Genomic DNA, 19,493 nt, shown 5'->3' on the forward strand with positions numbered 1-19,493 from the left:
TCAGCCCCGCCGCTTCTTTGCGACAGGACGTGGCACAGACAACCCAGCACCTCGTTCTTCCAGATAGCGACGCATGTCAGCCCAGGGAAGAGTTTTCCCTGTTTCGAGTATGCTGGCAAAGCGCGCATCCGCCTCCGCATCAAAGGCGGCGCGATGCTCTTCCAGCTCAGCCTTTTCAGCGATGGCTTCCAGGATAAAACTATGGGTCGTCTTGCCGGCACGTTCGGCGGCGCTGGCAATGCGCGCTTTCAACTCTTCCGGCAAGCGTATCGTCGTGGTTGACATGGTGGCTCCTGGCTTCCTTGGGCAAGCATCAATGTAGCACATAAGTGCTACAACATGATGAACCAGACAGATTTGACATCCGCCCCGCCCTAAAGGACGGAAATTAGCCTACAAGCCGGCAAGCGCGCACATCCCTGGCGCCGGGTCACCGGCCCGTCCCGCCAGGATAAGCGCCGATCCACGCCGCCAGATCGCCCGCCGGCATCGGCCGCGCCACCAGGTAGCCCTGCATCGCATCGCAGCCCCGTTCCACCAGCAGGGTGCGCTGCGCGTCCGTCTCCACGCCTTCGGCCACCGTCATCATGCCCAGCGCGCCCGCCAGCGCGATGATGGCTTCAATGATGGCCAGCGCGGCGCGGTCGTCCAGCAGTTCGCGCACAAACGACTGGTCGATCTTCAGCACATCGACGGGGAAGTGGCGCAGGTAATTCAGCGACGAAAAGCCGGTGCCGAAGTCGTCGATGGCCACCGCAAAGCCCTGCGCCTTCAGTTCGGCCAGGGTCAGCGTGGCGCGCGGCACGTCCGTCATCAGCATGGATTCCGTCAATTCCAGCTCCAGCGCATCCGGCGTACAGCCATGCGCGCGCACCAGCTCACCGATGGCGGTGGCAAAGCCCGGCTGCGAGAACTGGCGGGCCGAGACGTTGACGGCGATCCGCAGCGCGGGCAGGCCGGCCTGTTCCCACGCCAGGTGCTGGCGGCACGCTTCGCCCACCACCCAGTCGCCGATGGCGCCGATCAGGCCGGACTCTTCCGCCACCGGGATGAACTGGCCGGGCGGCACCATGGCGCCATCCTTGCGCCAGCGGATCAGCGCTTCCACGCCGTGCAGCGCACCGCCGGCGAGCTTGATTTTCGGCTGATAGTGCAATTCGAACTCACCCGCCTCGAGCGCCGCCCGCAGATCCATTTCCAGCTTCAGGCGCGCCAGGATGCCGGCATTGAGTTCCGGCGCATAGAACTGGAAATTATTGCGGCCCCGCTCCTTGGCCAGGTACATCGCCGCGTCCGCGTTGCGGACCAGCACATCGGCCGTGTCGCCATCTTCCGGGTAGCAGGCGATGCCCATGCTGGACGACACGTGCAAGGCCATGCCCATCACGTGGTAAGTCCGTTCCAGCTGGTCCAGCATCAATTGCGCGCGTGATGCGATGGCCTTGGAATCGCCGCCCGGACACAGCATGACGAATTCGTCGCCCCCCATGCGCGCCACAGTGTCGCCCGCGCGCACCGTGTCCTGCAGCCGCTGCGCCACCTGCTTGAGCAATTCGTCGCCGCTGGCATGGCCCAGCGAGTCATTGATATTCTTGAAGCGGTCGACGTCGACAAACAGCACGGCCAGCGGATAGCCGTCGCGCCGGGCCTGCAGCAGCGCCACCGCCAGCCGGTCGGAAAACAGGCGGCGGTTGGGCAAGCCGGTCAGCTCGTCGTGGAAGGCCAGGTGCGCGATGCGCTGTTCCTGCACCTTGCGTTCCGTGATATCGGCAAAGGCGACGATGTAATGTTCGGGATGGCCATCGGCGTCGCGCGCCAGGCTGACGGAAAACCACGCGGGGAAGGCGCTGCGATCCTTGCGGCTGCAGGATAATTCGCCATGCCATGAACCGCCCGCGCCGAGTTCATCCCACATGGTCTGGTAGCGGATGCGGGTGCCGACGTCGGCAAACAGCAGCGTCGGGTCCTGGCCCAGCACCTCGGCCCTGCGATAGGCCGTGATGGATTCAAAGGCGCGGTTGACGGAGACGATGCGGTTGTGCGCATCGCACACGACAATCGCATCGTTGGACGCTTCGAATACCTTGGCCGACAGGCGCGCGCGCATGGCCGCCACCGCCAGTTCCCGCATCGCCATGTGGGCGCGCAGCAGGAAGCGGGTGCGGTGGGCCATCGTGCCCCAACTGATCGGCTTGGTGATGAAATCGGTCGCGCCGCACTGGTAGGCGCGCTGGATCGACGTGTCGTCATTGATGCCGGTCACCATCGCGATCGGCACGTCGCGCCCGGCCGGCAGGGTGCGCAGGCGGCCGCACAGGTCGACGCCATCGCCGTCCGGCAGCATGACGTCCAGCATGACCAGGTCCGGCACGGTGGACTCGAACAGCGACAGCGCCTGCTGCACGGTGCCCGCTTCCACCACGTCGAACCCGCCTTCTTCCAGCGTGGCGCGCATCAGCAGCCGGGCCGACAATTCATCGTCGACCACCAGGATCAGTTGCCGTTCGCGCGCTTCCATCATTGCTCCCGGTCGCGGATCGCGCTCAGTTCGGCCAGCGTGCGGTCAAAATATTGCGCCAGTTCCGCAATGGCGTCGCCCACTTCCTCCAGCTGGCTGTGGCGGCCCCGCTGCTCCAGCTCCGCGCACAGTTGAGAGAGCTGGCGCGCGCCGACATTGGCGGAACTGTTTTTCAGCGTGTGCGCGGCGCGGTACAGGGCGCCGCCATCGCCTTGCGCCGCCGCCTGCACCAAGTCCTGGTACAGGCCGGGCGATTCTGACAGCCAGGCGTTGAGCACGCGGGGCAGCAGGCCGGGACGCAACTGGCGGATGGTTTCCAGCGCCTGCGGATCGATGCCGGAGCCGCTGTCCGGCGCCGCCAGGCCCGCCACTGGCGGCGCGGCATCGTCGCGCGGGCCGACCTGCACCGCTTGCAGCCAGCGCCGCAGCATGTCGCCCAGCTGGTCTTGCGTAAATGGCTTCGACAGGTATTCATCCATGCCGCTGTCGATGCAGCGCTGGCGGTCGCCCGCCACCGCGTTGGCCGTCAGCGCCACGATGGGGATGTGCCGTTCCGGCCCCTCGGCCGCGCGGATCGCGGCGGTGGCCTGGAAACCGTCCATCACCGGCATCTGGCAATCCATCAGGATCAGGTCGAACTGCTGGCGCTCCAGCAGCGTCACCACGTCCACGCCATTGGCGGCCACTTCGGCCTCGATGCCCAGGTTGCGCAGCATGGCCAGCGCCACTTCCTGGTTGGCCAGGTTGTCTTCGGCCAGCAGTACGCGGCCATGCAATTTCAGCACGCGCTTGCGCGCGGCGCTGGCGGCGCGCTGGCCGGGGCCGCCCTGGGTGGCGCGCAGCGCCTGGCACAGCGCGTTATACAGTTCCGACTGGCGCACCGGCTTGGTCAGCACTTGCGGCGCGGCGCCGCCGCCGACGCCATGCCACCGCATGCCGGCCGAACTGAGCATGATGACGGGAATGGCCGCCAGGTGCGGCTGCTGCTGCATGAATTCGACCAGTCCCGCGCCATCCTCGTCCGGCATCATCATGTCCGTGACCACCAGTTCGAACGGCGCGCCGGCCTTGCCCAGTTCCGCGCGGGCGCCGCGCACGTCGTGCGCCTGCACCACCTGCCCCCCCCACGAGTGCAATTGCTCGGCCAGGATTTCCAGGTTGACGTGATTGTCGTCGACGATCAGCACGCGCATGGGCGCCAGCATCGCGTCGTCGTTGCCGGCGCCGCAGCCCGGCTCGCAGCAGCGCAGGCGGACATCGAAGCAAAATTCGCTGCCCCGGCCCTCTTCGCTGCGCATGGTGATGGTGCTGCCCATCAGGCCCACCAGCCGCTGCGAAATCGCCAGCCCCAGGCCGGTGCCGCCAAAGCGGCGGGTGGTCGAGCTGTCCGCCTGCGTAAACGCTTCGAACAGGCCGGCCTGCTTGGCGGCAGGGATGCCGATCCCGGTATCGGTCACGCTGAAATGGATGGCGGCCGTGTCGCCGCCGGCGTCGCCGACGTCCGCGCGCAGCACCACCTGGCCCCGTTCCGTGAACTTGATGGCATTGCTGATCAGGTTCGTCAATACCTGGCCCAGGCGCTTGGCGTCGCCGCGCAGCATCAGCGTGCGGGTTGGCGCCGCGCAGCTCAATTCCAGGCCCTTGCCGTGCGCCACCGGCGCATAGCGTTCCGCCACGTTTTCCAGCAACAAGGTCAGGTTGAACGCGCATTCATCCAGCTCGAAGCGGCCCGCTTCGATCTTGGAAAAGTCCAGGATATCGTTGAGGATGGCCAGCAAGTCTTCGCCGGAGCGGCGCACGATGCGGACAAAGCGGCGCTGGCCGTCGTCCAGTTCCGTATTGGCCAGCAAATCCGTCATGCCCAGCACGCCGTTCAGCGGCGTGCGGATTTCATGGCTCATCATGGCGAGGAATTCGCTTTTTGCGCGGCTGGCCGCTTCGGCCGCATCGCGCGCCCGCACCAGGTCGCCGGTGCGGCGCGCCACTTCCTGCTCCAGGTGGTCGCGGTGGCTGGCCAGTTCCAGGTCGCGCGCCTGCACCTGTTCCAGCATCTGGTTGAAACGGCGTCCCAGCTGGCCCGCTTCGTCGGCGCCGCCGCTGTCCGGCGCGCGCAGGCGGTAATCGCCATCCTGGCCCACGGCGTTGGCCAGCGCCGCCAGTTTCAGCAGCGGCGCGGACAGCTTGTGGGCCGACAGCCGCGCCACATAGGCCACCAGCAGCAACAGCACCAGCCCGGCGATCCCCGCCACCAGCATGGCTTGATACAGCGCCTGGTCGACATAGCGCAGCGTGGCCTGCAATTCCACGGTGCCCAGATCGGCGCCCTTCTGGCGCACCACGGCGCTGGCGCGCATGGCCGTCGCCGCGCCGCGGTCTTTACCCTGATAAGCGGCGAACATGCGGCCATCCGCATGGCGCACCGTGGCCTGCACCACTTCCGGGACGGACGCCAGCGCCTTCAGCGTCTGTTGGCCGCCGTCGACATCGTCGAAGACGAGGGGCGCGACGCTGCCATAGGCGATCATTTCCGCCAGGCCGTCCAGCGACCGCTGCGCCTGGCCTTGCAGGGTGGCTTGCTGGGTCTTTAAGAACACGCCTTCAAATAGCAGCAGCATCAGTGCGCACACCGCCACCACCATCCAGGTGATTTTCTGCCTCAGCAAAAGCTTGCGCCACATACGTTCAGTCCCCGTGAATCAGACAAATTGCGGCATGTCATTGCCGTACATTGACGGCCAGCTTCAGCAACTGCGAGCTGACCTTGTAATTGCCGCGCCGCAGCATCTCCAGGTTGACCTTGAACTGCACCCGCCCCTGGTACTCGACCAGCCCGATCACGCCGCCCGCATCCGTGAAGTCATCCTGGTCGCCCACCGTCAGCAGATTCGGATGGCTGGCCGCCAATTGCGTCACCAGGTCGCGGCTGTTGTCGTGGATGTACAGCAGATGACAGGCGCCGACATCGCTGCCGCGCACGGTGTGCACCTGGATCGGCCGGTTGGCTATCATACGTCCTTGCACCTGTGCAAATGCCGCTTCGGTCTTCCGGTCCGGCCCCGCCACGCACAGTACCAGCGGCGCATTGGCGGCGTTGGCGGCATTGGCCGCATCGGCGGGCCATTCGGTGAACCTGAGGAAGTTGAACACCAGCGCGGCCTTGATTTGCTCCTTCGGCACCGCCCCCTGCGCGGCGCCCATCAAGGGCCACCACGCCATTGCCACTGCCCATGCCATGAGCGCAGCGCGCCTGGCCTGCCAGCGTCCAATGGGCGAAGCACGGATGGCCAAGCGTATCCTTTGATGGAAAAGTTGTGACAAATTGTGACCTCAGGCAAGTATAAGCGCATATCGTCACTGTAAGCGCGTCGGGTCCGGGCAGGTGTGGCTTGCCATCCAAAATGTTGTTGTGGAAAGGCCCAAGTTGGCGCAGCGAACGGACTTTAGGGCTACCATTAGCCGTTGCCCGGATACGGAGAGCTGACCATGCAATGGAGTCAACGACGGCTTGCACGATGGTGGCCCCTGGCCGTGGGGGCCGCGCTGGCGGCGCCGGCACAGGGACAAGCACAGGTCGCCGGCAAGGACCTGTTCGATGTCAGCGTGGAAGCGCTGCTCGATATGCCGTTCAGCACCGCCAGCCGCCAGGCGCTGGCCGCGCGCGACGCGCCCGCCGTGGTATCGGTGATCACGGCCGAGGATATCCGCCAGTTCGGCTACCGTTCCGTGGCCGATGCGCTGGTGCAGGTGCCCGGCATGTATGCGATTTCCGATGGCGTCGCGCCCAGCGTCGGCGTGCGCGGCATCCATGCCGGCGTGCGGTCCTGGTCGCGGATACTGAAAGTCATGATCGATGGACAGACTATCGCTCACCGCGCCGACGCCAGCAATTTTCTTGGCGCCAGCCTGATCAACATGGCGGCCATCGAGCGCATCGAAGTGGTGCGCGGGCCCGCCTCGGCGCTGTATGGCGCCGATGCCTTCCTGGGGGTGGTCAACATCATCACGCGGCCCGGCGACCAGCGCGCATTTGCCGCCACGGCCACCGTGCTGCGTGGCGCGCAGGATGGCGGCGGCGCGGCGCTGCATGCGTCCGGCCAGGCGGGCGCATGGCAATGGCTGGTGTCGGCCGCGGGCGACTACGCGGACCGCGGCGGCATGGACTTGCCCGGTTCATCGCCGCTGTATGCGCGCGCGACGGCGGCGGCGCGCGGCAACGTCTCGCAGGGCGACATCGAGCGTCCGCGCAACGCGCTGTTGCGCGCGGCCTACGTGACCGACACCAGCGAGACCACGCTGATGGTGCATGGCTACCGTCTCGACGCCTATGGCGAATTCCTGGATTTCGGCATTCTCAGCCACAATAACCGGCTGGCGCTGCACCAGTCCACGGCGCGCCTGCAACATGAGTACCGGGGGTTCGATAACTGGACCTTGCGCGCCAGCGCCGCCCGTGCGCAGGGCGGGCCGGACCAGCGCGAGCGCCTGAGCCTGGGCGCGGCGGCGACCTATCCCGAACGCGGCCTGGGTTTCGACACGCGGGAACTGGGCGCGGAAGCGCAATACCGGTTCGGCGACCAGCACAGCCTGCTGGCCGGGGCGGACCGCGTGCGCGACGATGAACAGCGCATGCAAATCTTTACCGTGGATGCGGCCAGCGGCAAGCGCACGCAGGTGGCGGGCAGCGCTGCGCGCGAGCGCATCACGAACCAGGGCTACTACCTGCAATACACGCTGCGCCCGTGGAGCTGGGCCGGTCTGACGGCCAATGCGCGGCGCGACAGCCACAGCATTTTTGGCGACAGCAATAACTGGCGGCTGGCGCTGGTCGGCAATATCACGCCGTCGCTGGCGTGGAAACTGTTGCATGGCACCTCCTACAAGGCGCCCACGGCGGCGCAACTGTATGCGCAGCCGCTGTATGCGGGCGAAGTGCTGGGCAACCTGGCGCTGCGGCCGGAAACCTCGCGCAGCACCGAAGCGGCGCTGCAATGGCAGGCCGGCCCGGACCTGGCGCTGTCCGTGAATGCCTACCGCCTGACGGTGCGGGCGAAAACCGAATTGCTGCCGGTGGGCGCCAACCTGCAGCCGCAGAACAGCGGCCGCCAACAGGGCAAAGGCGCGGAAGCGGAAGCCACCTGGCAAGTCGGGGCGCAGCGCTGGCGCGCGCAGTGGTCGTGGGCCGATACCGACGACTACTTCCAGCCACGCCTGCAAGCGCTGCAAGTGACGCCGACCGCCAGCTATCCGCGCCTGGTGGCGCGCATCAGCTGGCAATACCTGCATCCGGCGTGGGGCCAGTTCGCGCTGGCGGCGCGCCAAGTGTCGGCGCGCCGTGCCAGCAAGGCCAACAGCCAGGAAAACTTCCTGCGCCCGTATCAACTGCCGTCGTACGCCACGCTGGACGCCAGCTGGAACCATGCGATCGGCCCGCACCTGCTGGCGCTGCGCCTTGCCAACCTGTTCGACCGGCGCTATGCGGAACCGGGCTATGGCGGCGTGGATTTGCCGGCGCCGGGCCGTAGCGTCGCGCTCAGCTATACCTACCGTTGGGGTGCGCTATGAACAGACTTGCGGTGGCAACGATGTCCACATTGGCGGCGCTGGCGCTGGCCGCCTGCGGCGGCGGCAATGTCGACGCCAACCCGGCCGCGCAGACCACGCCGGGCACGCTGAAACTGGGCTTGCTGGTTTCCCGCACGGGGGCATCGGCCAGCCTGGGGCAATCTGTCGAATATGCGGCGCGCCTGGCCGTCAAGGAAATCAATGAGGCGGGCGGCGTCAATGGGCAGCAACTGGAATTGATCTTGCGGGACGATAAGCTCGATGCCGATGCGGGCGTGCTGAGCGCCCGCGAACTGGCGGCGCTGGACCCGCTGGCCATCTTCGGCCCGTTTTCCAGCCGCGTGGCGATCCCGGTCGCGCAGCAGGTGACGATCGCGGCCGGTATCCCGTTTGTCGCCAGCGGCTCGTCGCCGCTGATCACGTCGCTGGACGACAAGGGGACGGTCTACCGCATGGTGGCGTCGGACGCGCTGCAAGGCGCGGCGCTGGCCGATCACATCCTCGAGCAGGGCCTGACCCGGGTTGCGCTGATCCATGTGGATGACGCCTTCGGGCTGGGCGCCAGCGAAGCGGTGCGGCAGCGCCTGGTGGCGCGGGGCTATCCGCCGCTGGCCAATATCACGTATTCCGCCACCAAGACAGTCGGCTTCGACAGCGAACTGGCGGCGCTGACGGCCAATGGCGTGCCGCAAGCCGTGCTGATGGTGGGGTTTGCGCTGGATGGCGCGTCGATTGCGCGGGGCTTGAAAGAAAGGCTGGGCAGCCAGATGCCGCGCCTGTTCGGCAGCGGCAACTTCGGCGCCACCTTCATCAGCAACGCCGGCGACGCGGCGCTGGGGATGCGGTGGGTGTCGCCCACCGCGCCCCGCAGCACGCCCAGCTATGCGGCCTACCGCGACGCGTTCGTGCGCAACGTCGGGCTGGAGCCGGAAGGCACGTCGTTTACCGGCTATGACGCGGTGTACCTGCTGGCGCTGGCCATGGCGCAGGGGGGCGCCAATACGCGGGCGGCCATCCTGGCCAATTTGCAGTCGGTGTCGCGGCCCGACGGCGGCGCGCCGGTCGCGATCGGGCCCGGGCAGTTTGCGCAGGCGCTGGCGGCCGCCAAGGCCGGACGCGATATCGATTACCAGGGCGTGGCGGGGGCGATCGATTTTGACGCCAACGGCGACCCGACCAGCGGCACCTACCTGATTTCCGAAGTGGCGCGCGGGGCGGACGGCGCCATGGCGTTTGTCGAACGCAAGGTGTTTACGTTCGCGCAGGGCGCCGGCCAGTAGGCAAGCAAGGGCGTTACGGCAGCTGCTCCAGCCAGTATCTCAGGAGAAAAAAAGCCGGCAATCAATGCCGGCTTTTTCGTGACGAAGACGAAGCTTAGTTCTTCGACTGGTCGACCATCTTGTTCTTGGCGATCCAAGGCATCATCGCGCGCAGCTTGGCGCCGACTTCTTCGATCGGATGCTCGGCCGTCAGGCGACGACGCGAGATCAGGGTCGGAGCGCCCGCCTTGTTTTCCAGGATGAAGGACTTGGCGTACTCGCCGGTCTGGATGTCTTTCAGGCACTGACGCATCGCATCTTTGGTGGCCGAGGTCACAACCTTGGGACCGGTCACGTACTCGCCGTATTCGGCGTTGTTCGAGATCGAGTAGTTCATGTTGGCGATGCCGCCTTCGTAGATCAGGTCGACGATCAGCTTGAGCTCGTGCAGGCATTCGAAGTACGCCATTTCCGGAGCGTAGCCCGCTTCGGTCAGGGTTTCGAAGCCGGCCTTGATCAGCTCGACCGCGCCGCCGCACAGGACAGCCTGTTCGCCGAACAGGTCGGTTTCGGTCTCTTCGCGGAAGTTGGTTTCGATGATGCCGGCACGGCCGCCGCCGTTGGCCGATGCGTACGACAGGGCGATGTCGCGGGCGATGCCGGACTTGTCCTGGTAGACGGCGATCAGGTGCGGCACGCCGCCACCCTGGGTGTAGGTGGCGCGCACGGTGTGGCCCGGGGCCTTAGGTGCGACCATGATCACGTCCAGGTCGGCGCGTGGCACGACCTGGCCGTAGTGCACGTTGAAGCCGTGGGCGAAGGCCAGCACCGCGCCTTGCTTGGCGTGCGGAGCGATGTTTTCGTTGTAGACCTGGGCGATGTTCTCGTCCGGCAGCAGGATCATGATGACGTCGGCGGCCTTGACCGCGTCGTTCACTTCGGCCACTTTCAGGCCGGCTTTCTCAACCTTGCTCCACGAAGCGCCGCCCTTGCGCAGGCCGACGGTCACGTTGACGCCGGAATCGCTCAGGTTTTGCGCGTGGGCGTGGCCCTGCGAACCGTAGCCGATGATGGCAACGTTTTTGCCCTTGATCAGGGAGATGTCAGCGTCTTTGTCGTAGAAAACTTTCATGGTATTTCCTTAGTAGAATTTTTGAATTTGATTAAACTTTGAGGATGCGTTCGCCGCGTCCAATGCCGGAACCGCCGGTACGTACCGTTTCCAGAATGGAGGCGCGGTCGATCGAATCGATGAACGCGTCGAGCTTGGTCTTGGCGCCGGTCAGTTCAATCGTGTAAGTCTTCTCGGTGACGTCGATGATGCGGCCGCGGAAGATATCCGCCGTGCGCTTCATCTCTTCACGCTCCTTGCCCACCGCGCGCACCTTGATCAACATCAGTTCGCGTTCGATGTGCTGGCCTTCGGTCAGATCGACCACCTTCACCACCTCGATCAGGCGGTTCAGGTGCTTGGTGATCTGTTCGATGATGTCGTCCGAACCACTGGTGACGATGGTCATCCGCGACAAGGTCGCGTCTTCGGTCGGCGCCACGGTCAGCGTTTCAATGTTATAGCCGCGGGCCGAGAACAGGCCCACCACGCGCGACAGCGCGCCGGCTTCGTTTTCCAGCAAGACAGAGATAATGTGTCGCATGTTATAAGTCCTCCGAACCCAACAGCATTTCAGAGAGCCCTTTGCCCGCTTTCACCATCGGCCAGACGTTTTCCGATTGATCGGTAATGAAGTTCATGAAGACCAGCTTGTCTTTCATGGCGAAGGCGTCGCGCATGGCGCCGTCGACGTCGCCCGGCTTCTCGATGCGCATGCCGACGTGGCCGTAGGCTTCCGCCAGCTTCTCGAAGTTCGGCAGCGAATCCATGTAGGACTCGGAATAGCGCGAACCGTAGTCGATCTGCTGCCACTGGCGTACCATGCCCAGGAAGCGGTTGTTCAACATGATGATCTTCGGCGTCAGATGGTATTGCTTGCAGGTCGCGAGCTCCTGGATGCACATCTGGATCGAGCCTTCGCCGGTGACGCAGGCGACGGTGGCGTCCGGGTTGGCCATCTGCACGCCCATGGCGTACGGCAGGCCCACGCCCATCGTGCCCAGGCCGCCCGAGTTGATCCAGCGCTTAGGCTTGTCGAACGGGTAGTACTGCGCGGCCCACATCTGGTGCTGGCCGACGTCGGAGGTGATGAAGGCGTCGCCCTTGGTCACTTCCCACAGCTTCTGCACCACCGATTGCGGCTTGATCACCAGGTCCGAGCTCGGATAGTTCAGGCATTCCTTGCCGCGCCATTCGGCGATCTGCTTCCACCAGTCCTTGAGCGCGGGCGCGTTCGGCTTGGCTTCCGCGGCGTCGAGCTGGGCCAGGAATTCGATCAGCACGTCCTTGACGTTGCCGACGATGGGGATGTCCACTTTCACGCGCTTGGAGATCGACGACGGATCGATGTCCACGTGGATGATCTTGCGCGGATTGGAGGCGAAGTGTTTCGGGTTGCCGATCACGCGGTCGTCGAAGCGGGCGCCGATGGCGATCAGGACGTCGCAGTGCTGCATCGCCATGTTCGCTTCATAGGTGCCGTGCATGCCGGGCATGCCGACGAAGTTCTCGCTCGACGCTTTGTAGGCGCCCAGGCCCATCAGCGTGTTGGTGACCGGGAAGCCCAGCTTGTCGACCAGCTTGTTCAGCTCGGGCGAGGCATTGGCCAGGATCACGCCGCCGCCGGTGTAGATCATCGGACGTTCGGCTTGCAGCAGCAGTTGGACTGCCTTGCGGATCTGGCCGGAGTGGCCCTTGTCGACCGGTTTGTACGAACGCATCTCGACCTCTTTCGGGTACGAATACGTCGTCTTGTGCATCGAGATATCCTTCGGGATGTCGACCAGCACGGGGCCGGGACGGCCGGTGCGGGCGATGAAGAAGGCTTTCTTGACGGTTTCCGCCAAATCCTTGACGTCTTTGACGAGGAAATTGTGTTTTACGACCGGGCGGGTAATGCCGACCGTGTCGCATTCCTGGAAGGCATCCTGGCCGATGGCGTGGCTAGGCACCTGGCCCGAGATCACGACCATGGGGATGGAATCCATGTAAGCGGTGGAAAGGCCTGTCACGGCATTGGTGACCCCCGGACCGGACGTGACCAGCGCGACACCAACTTTATTCGAGCTGCGCGAGTACGCATCGGCGGCATGCACTGCGGCCTGTTCGTGACGCACGAGGACGTGTTGGAATTTGTCTTGCTTGAAGATGGCGTCGTAGATATACAGTACGGCTCCGCCCGGATAGCCAAAGACGTGTTCCACGCCTTCCTCGGCCAGGCAGCGCACCAGTATTTCAGCGCCTGTGAGCGTGTTCGCTCCTTGTGATGCGGTTGCTTCGGTATTCATGAAACATTCCTTTCAAGGTCCATAGGAGATTGATCGGATGCTCTTTCCTAACGAAGTAGGCCCACCTCTACAGCATTGCCCTGCTTCCCTTTTTTTCTGCAGTCACACCTGCCTCTTCCGTCAACCGTAGTGACGTGCAAAGCAGTGCTAGCTGCAAACTCTCGTTTGGCTGGATCTGTCTGTAGCGGTTCTGCGTACCTCTCGCGCTTGTGGCACGGGTTAGAGCAAACTGCTGACATATGAAAGCGCGTCTCGTCGATTGCGGCGTTGTGTGCCTGCTGCGACCAGACCATAGAGCTTCGGGGTGTTCAAAGCGTCCCATACGGTACACCCGACGGCCCCGTTTGGGCAAGTGAAATATCGAAAATATCCGCGCCCGGCGACATTTTGCATCGTTTCGGCCGCAAAAACCATGCAGAAATGGCTAATTTTTGCTAGCATGCGCTCAGTTCACGAGCCGCCCCCTAGCGGCCCAGCGCCGGCTTTCCCGGCAGCATCCACACCCGACGCATGGCCACAGACAAAGAATTATCCGACTTTCTCGAAAACGTCGAGCGGCGTGCCTTTAAACAAGCCGTCTATGCGGTGCGCAAAGACGAGTCCGCATTGGACATCGTGCAGGACGCGATGATCAAGCTCGCCGAGAAATACGGCGACAAGCCGGCCGCCGAGCTGCCGATGCTGTTCCAGCGCATCCTGCAAACCACCATCCTCGATTATTTCCGCAGAGAAAAGGTCCGCAACACCTGGGTCAGCCTGTTCTCGGGCATGGGCTCTTCCAGCGACGACCATGACGATTTCGACATGCTCGAATCGTATGCCGCCGAGGAGGGTTCCGAGGCGTCCGAGTCCAGCGCGGACAAGATCGAGCGCCAGCAGATGCTGGCGCTGATCGATGCCGAAGTACAAAAGCTTCCGGCACGTCAACGAGAAGCCTTCCTTATGCGTTATTGGCAGGACATGGACGTGGCCGAAACAGCCGAAGCGATGGGATGTTCCGAGGGGAGCGTGAAGACACATTGCTCACGCGCAACACATACGCTCGCCGAATCGCTTAAAGCCAAGGGAATAACACTATGAACACCGACGATCTGAATTTCGCTTACAAGGTGCGGCACGCGCTCAATGAGCACCTGGACGATCTGCCCGCATCGACCACCGAACGCCTGGCGCAAGCGCGCAAGCAGGCGCTCGCCCGCAAGAAAGCCCACGTGGAAGCGCCGCTGAAGGTGCGCGTCAGCAAGAATGCGCTGGCCGGCGCCGGCACCGGCTTCTTCTCGTTTACCTGGATGAGCCGCATGGGCGTGGCGCTGCCATTGCTGGTGTTGGTCGGCGGCCTGGCCGGCATCTACCAGTACGAGCAGGAACAGCGCGTGGCCGACCTGGCCGAGCTCGACGCCGCCGTGCTGTCGGACGAACTGCCGCTGTCCGCCTATCTGGACCACGGTTTTAACGCCTACCTGACCCAAAGCGAGTAACCAGCATGGCATTGAGCGGTCGCGCAAAATGGGGCGCTGGAACGGTGGTGGTGGTGTTGGCGATAGCAGCGGCAAGCGCGGCGCTGGTCGGCTGCGAGCGGTCGGACACGCCGGCCCAGCCTGCCGCGTCGGGTTCTTCCGCCGCCGGCGTCAAGCCGGGGGCGGCGGGCAAGCGCGCGTCCGCCAAGTCGCCGGAAAAAACCAAATGGAAGGATTTGACGCCTGAACAACAGCAGGCGCTGGAGCCGCTGGCGCCCGAATGGGACCAGATGGAACCGATCCGCAAGCAAAAATGGCTGGGCATCGTCAAGCGCTACGCCTCGATGAAGCCGGACGAGCAGGCCCGCGTGCAGGAACGCATGCGGGAATGGGTCAAGATGACGCCGGAAGAGCGCCGCCAGGTGCGCCAGAACTACACCCGCGCGCAGAAGATCGATCCGTCGCAGAAATCCACGCAGTGGGAGTCCTACCAGCAGTTGCCTGACGAGCAGAAAAAGGAACTGGCGGCCAAGGCGGCAACGAAGAAGCAAGTCGCCAACCTGCCGACGCCGACCCAGAGCAAGGTGAAAACCGTGGCGCCGATCAAGCCGTCCGTGCCGACCACCGGCGGCCCCGCCGTCGCGCCGCCCTCGCCTGTCGCCGGCGCCGCGCCGGCCGCCGCGCCGGGCACGGATCCAGCCACCGGCGCCGCCATCCCCAACGCATCGAATGTCGCACCGGTCATCGCGCCGGCCGCGCCGGCATCGGTCCCGCCTGCCCAGCCCGCCACCAACAATGTCAAATAAGCTGCTGGTCACCATCCCCACCGTCAAGCGCCGCCTGATTTCTATGGTCTACGAAACCCTGCTGGGTTTCGCGGTGCTGTTCCTGCCCTTCCTGATCTTTGAGGTCGCCGTCCACGGCAGCCACACGCCAACCCTGGAGCATATGCGCCAGGCGCTGGCCTTCCTGGTGCTGGGCGCCTACTTCATCCACCAGTGGAGCCGCGACGGCCAGACGCTGGCGATGAAAACCTGGCGCCTGAAAGTGGTGCGCCCCGGCCACAACCACCTGTCGCTGCAAGCGGCCGCCGTGCGCTACCTGCTGAGCTGGATGTGGGTGCTGCCGGCGCTGCTGCTGTCGCTGGCGCTGGACCTGCATAAATGGCAGGCGCTGGGCGCGGTCGGCGCCGGCATCCTGCTGTGGTCGCTGACGGCCTTCCTCGACCGGGACCGCCAGTTCCTGCACGACAAACTGAGCGGCACCCGCCTGGTCCAGCTGCCGCCGCCGGAAAAGAAAAAGAAGGCCGTGCCGGCCGTGTAATTCTTGCAATCTTCTGTGGCAGAATAGGCCTTTCGCCACAGGGGGTACAAATGAGCAAAGTTGTTTGCACGATGTACGGGGCGGTCCTCGCCCTGTCAGTTTCCGCCGCGTTCGCGGCCGACATTCCCGCCGCGCCGGTGGCGCGGGTTGAACCAGTGAGCGACACCTACTTCGGCGAAGCCGTGGTCGACCGCTATCGCTGGATGGAAAACGACAAAGACCCCGACTGGCTGCCCTACCTCAAACAACAGAACGCCCACGCCCGCGGCCTGCTCGACGCGCTGCCGAAACGCGACGTGCTGCTGAGCCGCATCCAGCAACTGTCCGGCGACGTGGCCACGCCGGCGCGGGTGCAGAAGGCCGGCGCCCGCCTGTTCTACCAGCAGCGCCCTGCCGGCGCCAACAACTTCAAGCTGTTTGTCCGCGAGGTTGGCAAAAACGGCGGCAAGGACCGCGTGCTGGTCGATCCGACCAAGCTCGACACCAAGACCAGCCACGTCTCGCTGGACTGGTGGCAGGCCTCGCCGGACGGCAGCAAGCTGGTCTACGGCCTGTCCAGGGACGGCAGCGAAGACTCGGTGCTGCAGATCATGGACGTGCGCACCGGCGCCATCCTCAAGGAACGCATCGCCGACACGCAGGGCGCCAACCCGAGCTGGCTGGACGACAGCTCCGGCTTCTTCTACAACCAGCTGACCGGCAAGAACAACACGCCGGAGCGCTACCTCGATTCGGTGGCGCGCTTCCACAAGCTGGGCGGCGATCCGGCCAAGGACCCGCTGCTGATGAAGCGCGGCCTCGATCCGGCGATCGCGTATGAAAAAATCCAGGGGCCGTACATCGGCACGTCGCTGCACTCGGCCACCGCGCTGCTGATCCTGTCCGACGTGCGTCCCGAGAAGCGCATCTACGCCGCGCCGCTGCGCGATGTCATCAAGGGCAAGGCCAAATGGCAGCTGGTGGCCGACTTCGCCGACGAAGTGACCGACGTCGACCTGGACGGCGACGACCTGTACCTGCTGTCGACCAAGGACCATCCGCGCGGACGCCTGCTGAAAACCTCGGCCAAGGCGCCGTCGCTGGCCAAGGCAAGCGAAGTGGTGGCCGAATCGAAGCAGGTCCTGCAAGGCATGGCGCGCGCCAGGGACGGCCTGTACCTGCGGGCGATGGACGGCGGCCCAAGCACGCTGCAACGCCTCGGCAACGACGGCAAGCTGACCACCATCGCCCTGCCCTTCGAAGGCACGCTGCGCGGAATCGAGTCCGATCCCAACGCACCGGGCGTGCTGACCGTGCTGACCGGCTGGCTGGAACCGGCCGGCATCTGGAGCGTGGCCGCCGACGGCAAGATGACCGACACCGGCATCACGCCGAAACCGGCCATCGACACCAGCGCCTACACCACCGAACGCCGCTACGCCACCGCCAAGGATGGCACGCAGATTCCGTATAGCCTGATCTACAAAAAAGGCCTGAAGATGGACGGGAAAAATCCGGCCTTCATCTCCGCCTACGGCAGCTACGGCGCGGCCGCGTACACGCCCTCGTTCGCGGGCCGCACGCTGGCACTGGCCGACCAGGGCGCCATCGTCGGCTACGCCAATGTGCGCGGCGGCGGCGAGTTCGGACGCCAGTGGCACCGCGCCGGCCAGCTGGAAAACAAACCCAACACCTGGCGCGACCTGATCGCCGTGTGCGAGGACATGAACGCCAAGGGCTACACCTCGCCGCAGCACCTGGCGATCGGCGGCCGCTCGGCCGGCGGCATCACCATGGGCCGCGCGCTGGAAGAGCGTCCGGACCTGTTCGCGGCGGTGGTATCGGGAGTGGGCTGGCACAATCCGCTGCGCTACGTGGCGGAGCAGAACGGCTACGGCGAGGAGCCTGAGTGGGGTGCGATTGCCGATGCTGCCGGCTTCAAGGCGCTGAAGAGCATCGACAGCTATCAGCAGGTGGTCGATGGCGCCAGGTACCCGGCCATCATGCTGACCACCGGGGTGACCGATCCGCGCGTGGCGCCGTTCCATCCGGCGAAGATGGCGGCGCGCTTGCAGACGGCGACGGCCAGCGGCAAGCCGGTGATACTGCGGGTGGACTTCGACGCCGGCCACGGCATGGGCTCGACCCGCGCGCAGCAGGACGCCGAGTCGGCCGATACCTACGCCTTCATTTTGTCGCAGACCAGCGCGAAGTAATCAGAAACGTTCGTGATCCTGCAGGTAGCGCCACTCGCCTGCCGGCAGGCTCGACATCGCGATGCGTCCGATGCGGATGCGCTTCAGCGACACCACGGTCAGGCCGACCATTTTGCACATATGTTCGATCTGGCCCGGCTTGGGATTCTTCGGCGCGAAGCGCAGGCGGTTCTCGTTCTGCCAGCTGACCTTCATCGGCGGCAGCGGCTTGCCGTTGAACGGCAGGCCGTGGTTCAGCAGCGCCAGGCCGTTTTCCTTGATGGTTCCGGTCACCTCGGCGATGATCTCGTGCTCGATCTTGGCCGCTTCGTCGACCAGCTTGCGGCTGACGCGGAAGTCCTGCGTGAACACCAGCAGGCCGCTGGCATGCGTCTCCAGCGGGGTGGTCAGGGTCAGGTTGACCAGGTGGCGCTTGAGGAAGCGCTGGCCCGGCGCGGAGCGCGTCAGCGAAGCGGGGTTCAGCAGATGCACCGCCGGCGAACCGTCCTTGCCGATGCCGCCGTTGGCGCCCACCGGTTTATGCAGCAGGATCGTCACCGGCAGGATCTCCAGCAGCGTGGCGTCGGGGGCGACGTCGATCTGCTGTTCCATCGTCACGCGGGCGCCCGCCTCTTCCACCACAACGCCATCGACGCTGACGAAACCGCCTTCGATATAGAGTTCGGCTTCGCGGCGCGAGCATGGGCGCATCTCCGACAGGCGCTTGGCCAGGCGGATGCTGTTATCAGTAGTGGTGTCGGTCATCCGAAAAAATCCTCAAAAACGGTAATGGCACGGTCGATGTCCTCGCGCGATGCATCCATGTGCGTGACGATGCGCAGGTGCGGCGACATCGATACGCGTATGCGGGTCAGTTGCAGCACGTCGTTCAAGGCACGGCAGGTATCGGCCGGGATATCGACGTAGAAAATATTGGTTTGCGGCGTGCTGACCTTGATGCCTTTCAGCTTGGCCAGTTCGCTCGCGAAGTAAGTGGCGTTGTCGTGATCTTCGGCCAGCCGCGCGAAGTTGTGCTGCAAGGCGTACATGCCGCCCGCCGCGATCATGCCGGCCTGGCGCATGCCGCCGCCCAGCATCTTGCGCCAGCGCTTGGCCTCGGCGATCAATGGCTTGCTGCCGCACAGGACGGAGCCGATCGGCGCGCCCAGGCCTTTGGACAGGCACACGGAAACGGAATCGAAGCCGGCGACCGCCGCGCGCGGGCTCACGCCCAGCTTGACGGCGGCGTTGCAGACGCGTGCGCCGTCGAGGTGCGTGGCCAGGCCGCGTTCATGCGCCAGCGTGGTGGCCTGCTTCAGGTAGTCGAGGCCCAGCACGCGGCCGCCGATGGTGTTTTCCAACGCCAGCAGCTTGGTGCGGGCGAAGTGGAAATCGTCCGGCTTGATGTAGGCTTCGATGTCGGCCAGCGCGATGCTGCCGTCGGGCTGGTTGATGATGGGCTGCGGCTGGATACTGCCCAGCACCGCCGCGCCGCCGCCTTCGTAGCGGTAGGTATGGGCTTCCTGCCCGACCAGGTATTCGTCGCCACGGCCGCAATGGGCCAGCAACGCCAGCAGATTGCTCTGCGTGCCGGACGGCGCGAACAGCGCGGCCTCGTAGCCGAACAAGTCGGCCGTGTATTCCTGCAGGCGGTTGACGCCTGGATCATCGCCGTAAACATCGTCGCCGACGTCCGCTGCGTTCATCGCGGCGCGCATCGCCGCGCTGGGGCGGGTGATGGTGTCGCTGCGGAGGTCCAACCATTTTTCGTTCAGCTCACTCATCGTTCCATCACCCTGGT

16 protein-coding genes are annotated in these 19,493 nt (G+C 65.0%); 7 read left to right on the forward strand and 9 right to left on the reverse strand.

Translation table 11 applies throughout. The annotated features are described in order from the left end of the window. From AC1RMD_RS04790 to AC1RMD_RS04805, 4 genes are all read right to left on the reverse strand, one after another. Positions 1-285 (reverse strand): ribbon-helix-helix protein, CopG family, encoded by a 285-nt coding sequence (locus tag AC1RMD_RS04790; RefSeq protein ID WP_492924147.1) that lies wholly within the window; start codon positions 283-285, stop codon positions 1-3. A 145-nt stretch (positions 286-430) separates the two neighbouring features. After that, positions 431-2,518 carry a putative bifunctional diguanylate cyclase/phosphodiesterase gene (locus AC1RMD_RS04795; RefSeq protein WP_492924149.1) on the reverse strand — a complete coding sequence of 696 codons (2,088 nt, stop codon included), beginning with the start codon at positions 2,516-2,518 and terminating at the stop codon, positions 431-433. Then, positions 2,518-5,181, reverse strand: coding sequence for a response regulator (locus tag AC1RMD_RS04800; protein ID WP_492924151.1), 2,664 nt, complete (start codon positions 5,179-5,181; stop codon positions 2,518-2,520). The genes AC1RMD_RS04795 and AC1RMD_RS04800 overlap by 1 nt, the downstream gene beginning before the upstream one ends. A 52-nt stretch (positions 5,182-5,233) precedes the next feature. Next, positions 5,234-5,752 (reverse strand): YfiR family protein, encoded by a 519-nt coding sequence (locus AC1RMD_RS04805; RefSeq protein WP_492924153.1) that lies wholly within the window; start codon positions 5,750-5,752, stop codon positions 5,234-5,236. Between the two features lie 249 nt (positions 5,753-6,001). On the opposite strand from AC1RMD_RS04805, the gene AC1RMD_RS04810 reads away from it, so the two are divergent. Then, complete coding sequence (locus AC1RMD_RS04810; RefSeq protein ID WP_492924155.1) at positions 6,002-8,080, forward strand: TonB-dependent receptor plug domain-containing protein; 2,079 nt, start codon at positions 6,002-6,004, stop codon at positions 8,078-8,080. Beyond that, positions 8,077-9,360: an ABC transporter substrate-binding protein gene (locus tag AC1RMD_RS04815; RefSeq protein WP_492924157.1), complete on the forward strand. Its 1,284-nt coding sequence runs from the start codon at positions 8,077-8,079 to the stop codon at positions 9,358-9,360. The genes AC1RMD_RS04810 and AC1RMD_RS04815 overlap by 4 nt, the downstream gene beginning before the upstream one ends. A 94-nt stretch (positions 9,361-9,454) precedes the next feature. Here AC1RMD_RS04815 and ilvC read toward each other — a convergent pair whose 3' ends face one another. From ilvC to AC1RMD_RS04830, 3 genes are read right to left on the reverse strand one after another with little or no spacing between them, the layout of a single operon-like run. After that, on the reverse strand, positions 9,455-10,471 hold the full coding sequence (gene ilvC / locus AC1RMD_RS04820; protein WP_492924159.1) for a ketol-acid reductoisomerase: 1,017 nt from the start codon (positions 10,469-10,471) through the stop codon (positions 9,455-9,457). A 31-nt stretch (positions 10,472-10,502) separates the two neighbouring features. Further along, positions 10,503-10,994, reverse strand: coding sequence for an acetolactate synthase small subunit (ilvN, locus tag AC1RMD_RS04825; protein WP_295994704.1), 492 nt, complete (start codon positions 10,992-10,994; stop codon positions 10,503-10,505). A gap of 1 nt (position 10,995) precedes the next feature. Beyond that, a complete protein-coding gene (locus tag AC1RMD_RS04830) occupies positions 10,996-12,738 on the reverse strand; it encodes an acetolactate synthase 3 catalytic subunit (protein WP_492924161.1) in 1,743 nt (580 codons plus the stop codon). Between the two features lie 510 nt (positions 12,739-13,248). On the opposite strand from AC1RMD_RS04830, the gene AC1RMD_RS04835 reads away from it, so the two are divergent. The 5 genes from AC1RMD_RS04835 to AC1RMD_RS04855 are packed head-to-tail and all read left to right on the forward strand — an operon-like array spanning position 13,249 to position 17,713. Then, complete coding sequence (locus AC1RMD_RS04835; protein ID WP_492924163.1) at positions 13,249-13,818, forward strand: RNA polymerase sigma factor; 570 nt, start codon at positions 13,249-13,251, stop codon at positions 13,816-13,818. Then, on the forward strand, positions 13,815-14,216 hold the full coding sequence (locus AC1RMD_RS04840; protein WP_492924165.1) for a DUF3619 family protein: 402 nt from the start codon (positions 13,815-13,817) through the stop codon (positions 14,214-14,216). Before AC1RMD_RS04835 ends, AC1RMD_RS04840 begins: the two co-directional genes overlap by 4 nt. Before the next feature lie 5 nt (positions 14,217-14,221). Beyond that, positions 14,222-15,001 carry a DUF3106 domain-containing protein gene (locus tag AC1RMD_RS04845; RefSeq protein WP_492924167.1) on the forward strand — a complete coding sequence of 260 codons (780 nt, stop codon included), beginning with the start codon at positions 14,222-14,224 and terminating at the stop codon, positions 14,999-15,001. Further along, positions 14,991-15,518, forward strand: a complete 528-nt coding sequence (locus tag AC1RMD_RS04850; RefSeq protein WP_492924169.1) for an RDD family protein — start codon at positions 14,991-14,993, stop codon at positions 15,516-15,518. The genes AC1RMD_RS04845 and AC1RMD_RS04850 overlap by 11 nt, the downstream gene beginning before the upstream one ends. A 50-nt stretch (positions 15,519-15,568) precedes the next feature. Next, positions 15,569-17,713: a prolyl oligopeptidase family serine peptidase gene (locus AC1RMD_RS04855; protein WP_492924171.1), complete on the forward strand. Its 2,145-nt coding sequence runs from the start codon at positions 15,569-15,571 to the stop codon at positions 17,711-17,713. On the opposite strand, the gene AC1RMD_RS04860 is transcribed toward AC1RMD_RS04855, so the two are convergent. Further along, positions 17,714-18,457: an rRNA pseudouridine synthase gene (locus AC1RMD_RS04860; protein WP_492924173.1), complete on the reverse strand. Its 744-nt coding sequence runs from the start codon at positions 18,455-18,457 to the stop codon at positions 17,714-17,716. It lies immediately after the preceding gene. After that, positions 18,454-19,476, reverse strand: coding sequence for a low-specificity L-threonine aldolase (gene ltaE / locus AC1RMD_RS04865; protein WP_492924175.1), 1,023 nt, complete (start codon positions 19,474-19,476; stop codon positions 18,454-18,456). The genes AC1RMD_RS04860 and ltaE overlap by 4 nt, the downstream gene beginning before the upstream one ends. Positions 19,477-19,493 lie beyond the last annotated feature (17 nt).

This window comes from Duganella sp. GW822-FHT06D06 (assembly GCF_058799615.1).